This window comes from Brevibacterium sp. CS2, assembly GCF_005280295.1.
Taxonomy (GTDB): Bacteria; Actinomycetota; Actinomycetes; order Actinomycetales; family Brevibacteriaceae; genus Brevibacterium; species Brevibacterium pityocampae.
The window spans coordinates 2,995,833-3,008,298 of sequence record NZ_CP040020.1 but is presented as its reverse complement, the minus strand read 5'-3'; the positions used below and the strand labels follow the sequence as shown (position 1 = coordinate 3,008,298).

Here is a 12,466-nt window from a genome sequence, read left to right as displayed (position 1 = left end):
GACATCCATGGCTCTTGATCCCAAGATCAAGCAGGAGATCATCAAGGAATACGCAATCCACGAAGGCGACACCGGATCCCCCGAGGTCCAGGTCGCCGTGCTCACCCGTCGCATCAAGGATCTGACCGAGCACTTCAAGGAGCACAAGCACGACCACCACTCGCGCCGGGGCCTGCTGCTGCTCGTCGGCCACCGTCGCCGTCTGCTCGGCTACCTGCAGAAGGTCGACATCGAGCGCTACCGCGCGCTCATCGCGCGCCTCGGCCTGCGCCGCTGATCGCATGATCGCAGCGGTCCATCCGGACCGCGCCGAAGCCACAGGACCCGCTGAGATCTCAGCGGGTCCTGTGTCATTCATCCGGGTCCTGCGTGCCCGCTGTCGGGTGCCGGCACAGGCCGGTCGGCTCCGGCGGCCTCACTTGATAGACTGGCACGGTCAGAGCCCGCCGGATCGGCGTCGCCGGTGATCGGTAGTGGCCTCCGCAGCACAGAGAATGCGTGGGCCTCGATCGATGACCGGGCCGAATCACCGGGTGCGCAATCCGTGCGCACCGACCGCGGCGGTCCACCCCACGCGCACCGCCGGATCCGGCGTGCGCACGTAGAACGGAGCTCACTTGGGCCTCAATCCCGAATCAGCAGTCGCACACATCGACAACGGGCGCTTCGGCTCCCACACCGTCCGGTTCGAGACCGGACGCCTCGCGCAGCAGGCCGCCGGCACCGCCGTCGCCTACCTCGACGACGAGACCATGCTCATGTCGGCCACCACCGCCGGCAAGTCCCCGAAGGAGCACTTCGACTTCTTCCCCCTCACCGTGGACGTCGAGGAGCGGATGTACGCCGCCGGCCGCATCCCCGGCTCCTTCTTCCGCCGCGAGGGCCGTCCCTCGACGGACGCGATCCTCACCTGCCGCCTCATCGACCGCCCGCTGCGCCCGTCCTTCGTCAAGGGCCTGCGCAACGAGGTGCAGGTCGTCGTCACGGTGATGTCGATCCACCCCGACCACATCTACGACACCCTGGCGATCAACGCCGCCTCGCTGTCGACGCAGCTCTCCGGCCTGCCCTTCTCCGGCCCGATCGGCGGTGTGCGCGTCGCGCTCATCGAGGACCAGTGGGTCGCGTTCCCCAACTACTCGCAGCTGCAGGACGCCACCTTCGACATGGCGATCGCCGGCCGCGTCGTCGGTGACGACGTCGCGATCATGATGGTCGAGGCCGAGGCCACGGAGCAGTCCTGGGATCTCGTCCAGGGCGGCGCCACCGCGCCGACCGAGGAGATCGTCGCCGACGGCATCGAGGCCGCCAAGCCCTTCATCCGCGAACTCGTCCGCGCCCAGCAGGAGCTCGCCGACAAGGCCGCGAAGCCGACCGTCGAGTTCCCGGTCTTCCGTGAGTACCAGGACGACGTCTACGCCGACGTCGAGAAGCTCGCCTTCGAGCAGCAGACGAAGAACTTCCAGATCGCGGACAAGCAGGAGCGCGAAGCCGCCGGCGACGCCCTCCTCGACACCCTCTTCAGCGAGCTCGGCGAGAAGTACGCCGGCCGCGAGAAGGAGATCGCGGGCGCCCTCAACGCGCTGACCAAGAAGGTCGTGCGGCAGCGGATCCTCACCGAGCAGGTGCGCATCGACGGCCGCGGCCTCAAGGACATCCGGCCGCTCACCGCCGAGGTCGGCGTGCTCCCGCGCGTCCACGGCTCGGCCCTGTTCGAGCGCGGCGAGACCCAGATCCTCGGCGTCACCACGCTCAACATGCTCAAGCTCGAGCAGCAGATCGACTCGCTGTCGCCGGTGACGCGCAAGCGCTACCTCCACCACTACAACTTCCCGCCGTACTCCACCGGCGAGACCGGTCGCGTCGGCAGCCCCAAGCGCCGCGAGATCGGCCACGGCGCGCTCGCCGAGCGCGCCCTCGTCCCGGTGCTGCCCACGCGTGAGGAGTTCCCCTACGCGATCCGCCAGGTGTCCGAGGCGCTCGGCTCCAACGGCTCGACCTCAATGGGCTCCGTCTGCGCCTCGACCCTGTCGATGTTCAACGCCGGTGTGCCGCTGCGGGCCCCCGTGGCCGGCATCGCGATGGGCCTCGTGTCCGACGTCGTCCAGACCGACAGCGGCCCGCAGACGGCCTACGCCGCGCTCACCGACATCCTCGGCGCCGAGGACGCCTTCGGCGACATGGACTTCAAGGTCGCCGGCACCTCGGAGTACATCACCGCGATCCAGCTCGACACCAAGCTCGACGGACTCCCGGCGGCCGTGCTCACCGCTGCGCTCAAGCAGGCGAAGGAGGCCCGCGACGTCATCCTCGAGGTCATCGCCGCGGCGATCGACGGGCCGGCGGAGATGGCGCCGACCGCGCCGCGCATCATCTCGGTGCGCATCCCGGTCGACAAGATCGGCGAGGTCATCGGCCCCAAGGGCAAGATGATCAACCAGATCCAGGAGGACACCGGAGCGGAGATCAGCATCGAGGACGACGGCACCGTGCTCATCGGGGCGACCGACGGTCCGGCCGCCGACGCCGCGCGCTCGGCGATCAACGCGATCGCCAACCCGCAGGTCCCCGAGGTCGGCGAGCGCTACCTCGGCACCGTGGTCAAGTGCATGTCCTTCGGCGCCTTCGTGTCGCTGAGCCCCGGCAAGGACGGCCTGCTCCACATCTCCGAGCTGCGCAAGCTCAACGACGGCAAGCGCGTCGAGGATGTCGAGGACGTCGTGTCCGTGGGTCAGAAGATCCAGGTCGAGATCACCAAGGTCGACGACCGCGGCAAGCTCTCGCTCGTCCCCGTCACCGATGAGGACGACGCCGAGAGCGGCCAGGACGCCGCCGGGGCCGAGGAGTAAGCCGCCGGTTTGATCACCGAACAGCTCCTGGGGGAGGGCAGCAGCGTCTACCGCTCTGTCCTCCCCAGTGGTATCCGCGTCATCTCCGAGACCATGCCGGGTCTCGAGTCCGAGACCGTCGGCATCTGGGTGGACTCCGGCTCCCGCGACGAGGCACCGACCGCCGCCGGGTCGACCCACTTCCTCGAGCACATGCTCTTCAAGGGCACGCCGCAGCGCTCCGCCCGCCGGATCGCCGAGGAGTTCGACCGCACCGGCGGGGAGAGCAACGCGGTGACGGCGAAGGAGTACACCTGCTACTTCTCCCGCTGCCTCGTCGATGACGTCGACCACATCACCGCCCTGCTGTGGGACATGGTGCTCCACTCGACGCTCGACGCCCGCGAGTTCGAGCGCGAGCGCGGGGTCATCCTCGAAGAGCTCGCGATGAGTGCCGACGACCCCGGCGAGGTGCTCTACGACGCCTTCGACGAGTTCGTCTACGCCGGGCACCCGCTCGGCCGGCCGGTCGGGGCGCGCAAGGAGCAGATCCGCGCACTCGACCACCGGACGCTCCTCGACCACTACGCGCACGACTACGTCGGACCGCGGCTCGTGTTCGCCGCGGCCGGCGGCGCCGAGCACTCCGCGGTGGTGGAGATGGTCGCCCGCGCGACGGCCGACCTGCCCGAGCTGTCCTCCGCTCCGGGCGCCGGCCTCCGCCCGGTGCGCACACCTCCGGAGTTCCACGGCGGGGTGCACACCGTCGTCAAGGATACCGAGCAGCAGGGCATCATCCTCGGCATGCCCGGCCTCCCCGAGGCCGACGACGAGCGGTTCACCATGACGGTGCTCTACTCGCTGCTCGGCGGCGGCATGTCCTCGCGCCTGTTCCAGGAGATCCGGGAGGAGCGCGGGCTCGCCTACAGCGTCCACTGCATCGCGAGCACCCACGCCGACTCCGGGCAGTTCGGGATCTACGCGGGCACCTCGCCGGCCTCCGCCCAGCAGGTCATCGACCTGTGCGCGGCGGAGCTCGACCGGCTGGCAACGACTGTGCCCGGCCGCGACGAGGTCGAGGCGATCGTGTCCCAGGTCGCCGGGTCCACCGTGCTCGGCCTCGAGAGCTCGGCGGCCCGGATGAACCGCCTGGCGCGCGCCGAGCTCTACGGCCGGCCGCTGCAGACCCCGTCCGAGCTCATCGACCGGGTGCGGGCGGTGACGCCGGAGCAGGTGACCGCGCTCGCCGAGCGCCTCGCCGCCGGTCCGCGCGCGCTCGTCACCTGCGGGCCGGGCGCCGGCTTCGAGCTGCCGGGCTGAGTGCCGCCGGACCGGTTCCGCAGATCCCCGCGGCGACCGGGATGCCGGGCAGCCCGCCGGAGCCGTTCGGAATACTGCCAGGTGGGAACGCGTTGTGAGGCATAGGACCCTTCGATAGGGTCGAAGTGCATGGCGGCACACTGCCGCGCCGGGACGACCACGTCGATGACCACGTCGCCCCGGACACGTCCGAATGAGGAGGAAACACATGGTTGAGCAGTACACGCTCCCGGAGCTGCCCTACGACTACGCCGCTCTCGAGCCGCACATCTCGGCGAAGATCATGGAGCTCCATCACGACAAGCACCATGCCACCTACGTCAAGGGCGCGAACACCGCCCTCGAGCAGATGGCGGAGGCCCGCGAGAAGGGTGATTTCGGGACCATCGGCAAGCTGTCGAAGGACCTGTCGTTCAACCTCGGCGGCCACGTCAACCACTCGATCTTCTGGAACAACATGTCCCCGGACGGCGGCGACAAGCCCACCGGTGAGCTCGCCGCGGCGATCGACGACCAGCTCGGCGGATTCGACGCCTTCCAGGGCCAGTTCACCGGTGTCGCGACCTCGATCCAGGGCTCCGGCTGGGCCATCCTCGGCTGGGACACCCTGGGCCAGCGCCTCACCATCGAGCAGCTCTACGATCAGCAGGGCAACGTCCAGGTGGGCTACATCCCGCTGCTCCAGCTCGACATGTGGGAGCACGCGTTCTACCTCGACTACCAGAACGTCAAGCCCGACTACGTCAAGGCGTGGTGGAACATCGTCAACTGGGAGGACGTGCAGGCCCGCTTCGAGCGCGCACGCACCCAGACCCCGGGGCTGCTGCTCGGCAAGTGATGAGCACCCCGCACCGCACCTGAACCCTGCGGTCCGCCTGCGGACCCGGTCCTCGACGGGGTCCGCAGTCGCCTGCAGGGGCATCGGAGGAACGCCATGCCCTGGCACATCGTCCACAGCTCGAAGCACGGGACCGCCCGATCCTATGCGGAGATCCTCGCCGCGGACCTCGGGACCGGGGCGCACCCGCTCGCGGACCCTGCCCCCGCCGGAGCGCCGGTGATCCTGGTCGCGCCGATCTACGCCGGCCGCATCCCCGGCCTCGCGGAGCTGCGTCGGCGCTCCGGGGAGCCGGCGGCAGCGGTGCTCGTCGGGCTCATGCCCATCGACTCCTCCCGGCGGGCCGAGGTGGCCCGCGCCCACCTCGGCGACACTCCCGTGTTCCAGGTCCCCGGCCGCATCCGGTGGGCCGAGCTCGGCCTGCGGGAACGGGTGATGATGCACACGCTCGGGGCGATCACCCGCCTGCGGCGCCGACGCACCGCGACCGACGAGCAGTTCCTCGCCCTCCTCGGCACCGACTCCGGGGCCGTCGACCCGGCGGCGCTCGACCCGGTGCGGGCATGGGCGGAGCGGGCGCGGCGGTAGGATGGGTCGCCGGGAGGATCAACATATGAGTGAGATCAGGGTCGCCGTCATCGGCGCACAGGGACGCATGGGTTCGCATGCGGTGGCAGCGATCGAGGAGGCCGAGGGGCTTGCCCTCGTCGCCGCGCTCGGCAGCGCTGACAGCCTCGATGCCGTGCTCGACGCGCAGGCCGACGTCGCCGTCGAGCTCACCGTGCCGCGAGCCACCGAGGACAACGTGCGCTTCCTCGTCGAGCACGGCATCGACACCGTCGTCGGCACCACCGGCTGGGACGCCGAGCGCCTCTCCCGGCTCGAATCGCTTCTCGCCGAGCACCCCGGCACCGCGGTGCTCATCGCCCCGAACTTCTCGATCGGCGCGGTGCTCGCGATGCACTTCGCCGAGCTCGCCGCGAAGTACTTCGACTCCGCCGAGGTCGTCGAGATCCACCACCCGCGCAAGCTCGACGCGCCGTCGGGCACCGCGGTGCACACTGCGCAGCGGATCGCCGCGGCGCGCAGCGCGGCCGGTCTCCCGGCGGTGCCCGATGCCACCGAATCCGACCCCCACGGGGCGCGCGGCGCCGTCATCGACGGCATCCACGTCCACGCGGTCCGCCAGCTGGGGATGAACGCGAGCGAGGAGATCCACTTCGGCGCGGACGGCGAGGCGCTCACCCTCCGCACCGACACCTTCTCGACCTCGGCCTTCATGCCCGGCATCATCACCGCGATCCGCGAGATCGGCGGCCGCGAAGGGCTCGCCGTCGGGCTCGAGAACTACCTCACCCTCTGATGTCGAAGGCCAAGATCGGCGCCCTCGTCGTCGCCGCGCTGCTCGCGGTCTACCTCGTCTTCACCGTGCAGCGCGGCTGGATCATGCTCACCGAGGACGACCCGATCGCGAAGATCCTCGGGATCGCACTGTTCGCGCTGCCGGTGGTCGGGGCCTGGGCCCTCATCGCCGAGCTCCTGTTCGGCTCGCGCATGCAGCGCCTCGGCTCGATCCTCGAGGACGAGGGCGGCCTGCCCGAGGACACCCTGCCGCGCACCCCGGGCGGCCGGATCGTCCGCGAGGCCGCCGACGCCGAGTTCGCCAAGTACCGGGACGAGGTCGAGGCCGCCCCGGAGGAATGGCGGCGCTGGTTCCGCCTGTCGTGCGCCTACGACGCGGCCGGGGACCGGCGACGCGCCCGCAGCACCATGCGTCGGGCGATCGCGCTCGAGCGCGGCCGCTGAGCGCCGCTCACTGCACCCGATCGCGGAGCACGGTCTTCTGGATCTTCCCGATCCCGGAGCGGGGGAAGGTGTCGAGGATGCGGATGTCCTTGGGGTGTTTGTAGCTGGCGAGGCGGTCGGTGAGGTAGTCGCGGACGGATGCGAGTGTGGGTGGGTCGTCGGGGTTCTTGGGGACGATGCAGGCGATGGGGACTTCTCCCCATGTCTCGTCGGGTCTGCCGACGATGCTGATCTCGGAGATCTGGGGGTGCCAGGTGAGTGCGTTCTCGATCTCGGCGCAGTAGATGTTCTCGCCGCCGGAGATGATCATGTCCTTGAGGCGGTCGACGACGTAGATGAATCCGTCGGCGTCGCGGCGGACGAGGTCGCCGGAGTGGAACCAGCCGCCGTGGAAGGCTTCGGCGGTGGCTGTCTCGTTGTTCCAGTAGCGGTCCATGACGCAGGGTCCGCGGTAGACGATCTCGCCGACCTCGTCGACGCCGACGTCGTTCATCTGAGGGTCGACCACCCGGATCGCAGTGTCGTCGGTGGGCTTGCCCACGGACCCGATCCGGACGAGCGAATCCTCGAACTCGAGACCCACCCCGTAGCCCGTCGTCTCGGTCTGGCCGAAGGCGGCCTTGACCTCGGCGCCGGGCAGGGCGCCCTTCATCCGCTCGAGGAGCTTCTCGCTCGCCGGGGCCCCGCCCCAGTTCGCGTGCGTGAGCGCCAGCCCCTCGCCGCCGCTGCGCTCGATCTCCTCGCACAGGAGCTGCCACTGCTGCGGGACCATGAACGTCGCGGTGACCGCGAACCGCTTCATCGTCGCCAGCGTCTCCGCCGGGTCGAACCCGGCGCTCGGGATGACGAGAGCGGTCCCGCCGCCGGCGAGCGCACCGTGGCAGCCGAGGAAGGCACCGATGTGGAACAGGGGAGGGGCGAGCATGACGACCCCTTGCCCGCTCTTGATGCCCCAGCGGTTCGCGACCTGGGCGGAGCAGGCGAAGATGTTCCCGTGGGAGAGCACGGCGCCCTTCGGATTGCCCGTGGTGCCCGAGGTGTGCATGATCGCGAAGTCGTCGCCGGACGCGGGAGAGACGAGCTCCGCATCGGCGAGCTCGACCCGCTCGGCGGTCTCGAGCAGGTCGACCGCATCGCAGTCGATGACCTCCGGGCTCGCCGTGGCCGCGGCGACGGCGCCGGCGGCGAGCTCCGCGAGCGACTCCTCGGTGAACAGGAGGTCCGGGGTGACGTTGTCGAGGATGAACGCGACCTCGCCGGAGGACAGGCGGAAGTTGATCGGCACGATGATCGCGCCGATCGCCGAGGCGGCCTGCACGAGGACGAGGAACTCCGGTCGGTTCGTCAGGAGGACCGCGACCCGGTCGCCGCGACCCACGCCGCGTTCGCGCAGGTCCTGGGCGGTGCGGCGGATCTGCGAGGCGAACACCGCCCAGCTCGTGTCCCGGCCGCGGAAGCTCACCGCGATCTCATCGGGCACCTCGTGGGCGTGGCGGAGGATCTTCGCGACCACCGATGCGGAACGGCTGAAGGACAGGGCGGCCAGGTCTGCAGATGTCATCGTCGACGTCTCCTCATTCAGGATGACCGAGCGTTCGGTCGGTGCTCCTGAATCTAGTGGACGGCGATGTCCCTGTCATCCGTGCGCGCCGGAACGGGGCCGAGGATCGCACGCTGCACGGCCCGCACCGCGCTCGACAGCGGCCACTCGAGGGGCCCGCGCGGTGATGCGAGTCCGCGCCAGGCGAGGGCGAACAGCATCGCGATCCCCACATGGACGAACAGCTCGGTCAGGCCGCCCATCGGTGCGAGCCGGCTGATCTCGAGGAACACGATGTGGCCGGTGTAGACCGTCAACGGCATCGAGCCGGGGGCGCTGAGCGGGGCGAGCAGCCAGGAGCGCTGCCCCAGTGCGATCGCGGCGAGCGCGCACAGGCCGAGCACCGCGACGGCGACCCCGGAGGTGTGGAACAGGTCGAAGGGGGTGGCCGAGTGAGGGCCGGCGATCGCCAGCCACCACCAGGTGTCGGTGGGCGTCACCCCGTAGGAGCCGGCCTGCAGAGCGTACTCGAGGGAGCCCGGCTCGGGGTCCGGGACCGGGCCGACGGACGCCTCGAGCACGGCCCGTCCGCCGGCGGTGAGGAGGAGGGAGGAGACGGCCTTCGCGAGCAGCGCGGTGCCGAGCCCGATGATCACGGCGGTGCCCGCAGTGCGCACCGAGCGCCAGTCGAGCCGGGCGAGGAACATCCCGAGCAGCAGGTAGCCCATCCACGGCAGCACCGGGTAGTAGCCGGTGAGGAGCAGATCGGTGAAGAGGTACTGCGGGGTGAGGAGGTCCCCGGGAGTCGGCACGATGGAGGAGGTCTCGAGCTCGAGGCCGCGGCGCAGCGCCATGCTCAGCACGGGTGCGAGCGCCATCCACAGCGGTGCGAGCAGGCCGAGCGCGAGCGCGGGCAGACGGAGGAAGAGCGGGGCGAGGGCGAACATCACACCGTAGAACACGAGGATGACGGCGATGCTCGAGGTCACCATGCCGAGCAGCAGGCCGACGATCGAGATGAGGAGCCCGCGCAGCATGAGGCCGGCCGCGGCGGCGGCCCACGGGCGGGCACCCGGCCGGGCGAGGACGCGCTGCGTGCTCAGCACCACGGAGAATCCGGCCAGGACGGCGAACAGCGCCGAGGACCGGCCGGCGAACCACACCGCGGGGGTGAATGCGCCCTCGGCGGACACGAAGGTGAGGACGTGGGTGACCATCATGCCGAACAGCGCCAGCCCGCGGGCGGTGTCGATGCCGAGGTTCCGTCCGGCCGGTGCCAGGCGGCGGGCCACTGTCGAGGCGTCGGGCACACGGGCTCCTGCGGGTGAGACGGAGGTGCGGATGGTGATGATTGTGCCACAGCGCGCACCGGCCGCAGCCCTGCCGTGCGGTGCGGATGCGGGAACCCGCGAGGCGCTCGGCAGGGTGGTGTCGGACGGGGGACTCAGCCCCCGGCGACGGTGTCGCGGAGCACGGTCTTCTGGATCTTGCCCATCCCGGAGCGGGGGAAGGCGTCGAGGATGCGGATGTCCTTGGGGTGTTTGTAGCTGGCGAGGCGGTCGGTGAGGTAGTCGCGGACGGATGCGAGTGTGGGTGGGTCGTCGGGGTTCTTGGGGACGATGCAGGCGATGGGGACTTCTCCCCATGTCTCGTCGGGTCTGCCGACGATGCTGATCTCGGAGATCTGGGGGTGCCAGGTGAGTGCGTTCTCGATCTCGGCGCAGTAGATGTTCTCGCCGCCGGAGATGATCATGTCCTTGAGGCGGTCGACGACGTAGATGAATCCGTCGGCGTCGCGGCGGACGAGGTCGCCGGAGTGGAACCAGCCGCCGTGGAAGGCTTCGGCGGTGGCTGTCTCGTTGTTCCAGTAGCGGTCCATGACGCAGGGTCCGCGGTAGACGATCTCGCCGACCTCGTCGACGCCGACGTCGTTCATCTGAGGGTCGACCACCCGGATCGCGGTGTCGTCGGTGGGCTTGCCCACGGACCCGATCCGGACGAGCGAATCCTCGAACTCGAGACCCACCCCGTAGCCCGTCGTCTCGGTCTGGCCGAAGGCGGCCTTGACCTCGGCGCCGGGCAGGGCGCCCTTCATCCGCTCGAGGAGCTTCTCGCTCGCCGGGGCCCCGCCCCAGTTCGCGTGCGTGATCGCCAGTCCCTCGCCGCCGCTGCGCTCGATCTCCTCGCACAGGAGCTGCCACTGCTGGGGCACCATGAAGGCCGCGCTCACCGCGGTGCGCTTCATGGTCGTGAGCGTGGCTGCGGGGTCGAAGCCCGCGCTCGGGATGACGAGGGCCGTCGCGCCGCCGGCGAGTGCGCTGAGGAAGGACATGAAGGAGCCGATGTGGAACAGGGGAGGGGCGAGCATGATGGCCCCGCCACCCGGCTCCACTCCCCAGCGCGCGGAATTCTGGATCGCGGAGGAGAACACCGTGAGGCAGGTGAGGACGGCCCCCTTGGGTTTCCCGGTGGTGCCCGAGGTGTGAAGGATGACGAAGTCGTCCGTGCCGGCGGGCACGAACACGTCCTCGACCGGGAGCCGGTCCGTGCTCGCGGCCGCAGCGTGGAACTCCTCGGATCCGGATTCGAGCACCACCGGTGCGGAGTCGGTGGCGGCGAGGGCATCGCGGGCCTGCTCCGCGGTCGCCGGCTCGGTGACGAGGAGCTCTGGGTCGGTGCTGTCGACGATGTAGGCGATCTCCCCGGCGCTGAGTCGGAAGTTGATCGGCACGATGATCGCGCCGAGCGCCGCCGCGGCCGCCGCGGCGAGGAGGAACTCGGGGCGGTTCGTCGTGAGGACCGCCACCCGGTCGCCGGTGCCGATGCCGCGCCGACGGAAGTCGGCGGCGAGCGCGAGTACCGAGTCCGCGCACTCCCGCCAGCTCGTCGCCTCGTCGCGGTAGCGGATGGCGACGGCATCGGGGATCTCGTGCGAATGGCGCAGCAGCTTGCCGACCAGCGACGGCGATCGGCTGAGTGCGAGCGCCGCTGCCGCGGCGGTGTCGGTGGTCACGGGGATGCTCCTCGGGTCGGCGTCGTTTGAACACGACTGAACGTTCGTAAGGCTGAATGCAGCCGAGGTTGTGAGCGATGTCACGGGGCCCGCCACCGCGGCCGCGTCCGCCGCCCGACCGCGGACCGCAGCCGCTAGACTGGGCGCATGGCATTGATCAGTGATTCCGACGCGGCCGTGGCGCGCGAGGCGTTCGGTGCCGTCGGCACCGCGATGCTCACCCCCTTCGACGCCGCCGGCGGCATCGACTACGCCGCCGTGGAAGCCACCGCGGAGCACCTCGTGGACCTCGGCAACGACCAGCTCGTCGTATCCGGCACCACCGGGGAGTCCCCGACCACGACGGACGAGGAGAAGAGACGCCTCCTCGAGACCGTGGTCGGCGCCGTCGGCGATCGCGCCCGGATCCTCGCCGGCGTCGGCACCAACATCACCGCGCACTCCGTCGAGCTCGCCCAGCAGGCGGCCGCCGCCGGCGCACACGGGCTGCTCGTCGTCACCCCCTACTACTCGAAGCCGCCGCAGGCCGCGATCGCTGAGCACATGCGCACCGTCGCCGACGCCACCGAGCTGCCGGTCATGCTCTACGACATCCCGGGCCGCTCCGGGGTGCCGATCGACACCGAGACCCTGCTCCGGCTCGCCGAGCACCCGCGGATCCTCGCGGTCAAGGACGCCAAGGGCGACCTCGTCGCCTCGCAGCGCGTGATGACCGAGAGCTCCCTCGTCTACTACTCCGGCGAGGACGCGCTCAACCTCCCCCTCATGGCGTTCGGCGCCGTGGGCATCGTCTCCGTGGTCGGCCACGTCAGCGCCGACAAGTTCGCTTCCATGGTGGCCGCCGTCGGGGACAACGACCTCGACTCCGCCCGCCGCATCGCCGGGGAGCTCGCGCCCCTCGTCGACGCCATCATGAATCACCTCCCCGGAGTGGTGGCCGTCAAGGCCGCCCTCGAGCTCCAGGGAGTGATTCCCACCCGCGCCACTCGCATGCCGCTGCTCCCCGCAGCAGACGAGCAGGTCGAGTCCCTGCGCGCTCAACTGATAAGGAGCGGTTACCTCCAGTGACCCCATTTCTCGCAGAGCCCGGTGAACCGCCCGTCGTCGATCCGGAGGCGCTG

At 70.3% G+C, this 12,466-nt stretch carries 11 protein-coding genes; 8 read left to right on the top strand and 3 right to left on the bottom strand.

The window, feature by feature from the left end; genetic code table 11:
* Positions 1-7: 7 nt before the first annotated feature.
* From rpsO to FDF13_RS13470, 7 genes are all read left to right on the top strand, one after another.
* On the top strand, positions 8-277 hold the full coding sequence (gene rpsO, locus FDF13_RS13500) for a 30S ribosomal protein S15 (RefSeq protein ID WP_137320100.1): 270 nt from the start codon (positions 8-10) through the stop codon (positions 275-277).
* A gap of 340 nt (positions 278-617) precedes the next feature.
* On the top strand, positions 618-2,849 hold the full coding sequence (locus FDF13_RS13495) for a polyribonucleotide nucleotidyltransferase (protein WP_137320099.1): 2,232 nt from the start codon (positions 618-620) through the stop codon (positions 2,847-2,849).
* 9 nt (positions 2,850-2,858) lie between these two features.
* On the top strand, positions 2,859-4,148 hold the full coding sequence (locus FDF13_RS13490) for a pitrilysin family protein (RefSeq protein ID WP_137320098.1): 1,290 nt from the start codon (positions 2,859-2,861) through the stop codon (positions 4,146-4,148).
* A 208-nt stretch (positions 4,149-4,356) separates the two neighbouring features.
* The gene (locus FDF13_RS13485) at positions 4,357-4,986 is read left to right on the top strand and encodes a superoxide dismutase (protein ID WP_137320097.1); all 630 of its coding nucleotides are present in this window, start codon (positions 4,357-4,359) and stop codon (positions 4,984-4,986) included.
* 96 nt (positions 4,987-5,082) lie between these two features.
* Positions 5,083-5,574 carry a flavodoxin domain-containing protein gene (locus FDF13_RS13480; protein WP_137320096.1) on the top strand — a complete coding sequence of 164 codons (492 nt, stop codon included), beginning with the start codon at positions 5,083-5,085 and terminating at the stop codon, positions 5,572-5,574.
* A 25-nt stretch (positions 5,575-5,599) separates the two neighbouring features.
* On the top strand, positions 5,600-6,349 hold the full coding sequence (gene dapB / locus FDF13_RS13475) for a 4-hydroxy-tetrahydrodipicolinate reductase (protein ID WP_137320095.1): 750 nt from the start codon (positions 5,600-5,602) through the stop codon (positions 6,347-6,349).
* Entirely contained in the window at positions 6,349-6,792 is a 444-nt protein-coding gene (locus tag FDF13_RS13470) for a hypothetical protein (protein WP_137320094.1), read from the top strand. The genes dapB and FDF13_RS13470 overlap by 1 nt, the downstream gene beginning before the upstream one ends.
* A 7-nt stretch (positions 6,793-6,799) precedes the next feature.
* Here FDF13_RS13470 and FDF13_RS13465 read toward each other — a convergent pair whose 3' ends face one another.
* The 3 genes from FDF13_RS13465 to FDF13_RS13455 all read right to left on the bottom strand — a co-directional run bounded on the left by FDF13_RS13465 (position 6,800) and on the right by FDF13_RS13455 (position 11,345).
* Positions 6,800-8,353, bottom strand: a complete 1,554-nt coding sequence (locus FDF13_RS13465; protein ID WP_137320093.1) for an AMP-binding protein — start codon at positions 8,351-8,353, stop codon at positions 6,800-6,802.
* A 53-nt stretch (positions 8,354-8,406) separates the two neighbouring features.
* Positions 8,407-9,642, bottom strand: a complete 1,236-nt coding sequence (locus FDF13_RS13460; protein WP_254668813.1) for a heparan-alpha-glucosaminide N-acetyltransferase domain-containing protein — start codon at positions 9,640-9,642, stop codon at positions 8,407-8,409.
* Positions 9,643-9,776: 134 nt separating this feature from the next.
* Positions 9,777-11,345: an AMP-binding protein gene (locus tag FDF13_RS13455; RefSeq protein WP_175406986.1), complete on the bottom strand. Its 1,569-nt coding sequence runs from the start codon at positions 11,343-11,345 to the stop codon at positions 9,777-9,779.
* A gap of 147 nt (positions 11,346-11,492) precedes the next feature.
* On the opposite strand from FDF13_RS13455, the gene dapA reads away from it, so the two are divergent.
* A complete protein-coding gene (gene dapA, locus FDF13_RS13450; RefSeq protein ID WP_137320091.1) occupies positions 11,493-12,413 on the top strand; it encodes a 4-hydroxy-tetrahydrodipicolinate synthase in 921 nt (306 codons plus the stop codon).
* Positions 12,414-12,466: the final 53 nt, after the last annotated feature.

Coding starts and splice junctions, on each gene's coding strand:
- rpsO (WP_137320100.1), top strand. CDS start 8: ATGGCTCTTGATCCCAAGATCAAGCAGGAGATCATCAAGGAATACGCA.
- FDF13_RS13485 (WP_137320097.1), top strand. CDS start 4,357: ATGGTTGAGCAGTACACGCTCCCGGAGCTGCCCTACGACTACGCCGCT.
- FDF13_RS13480 (WP_137320096.1), top strand. CDS start 5,083: ATGCCCTGGCACATCGTCCACAGCTCGAAGCACGGGACCGCCCGATCC.
- dapB (WP_137320095.1), top strand. CDS start 5,600: ATGAGTGAGATCAGGGTCGCCGTCATCGGCGCACAGGGACGCATGGGT.
- FDF13_RS13470 (WP_137320094.1), top strand. CDS start 6,349: ATGTCGAAGGCCAAGATCGGCGCCCTCGTCGTCGCCGCGCTGCTCGCG.
- FDF13_RS13465 (WP_137320093.1), bottom strand. CDS start 8,353: ATGACATCTGCAGACCTGGCCGCCCTGTCCTTCAGCCGTTCCGCATCG.
- dapA (WP_137320091.1), top strand. CDS start 11,493: ATGGCATTGATCAGTGATTCCGACGCGGCCGTGGCGCGCGAGGCGTTC.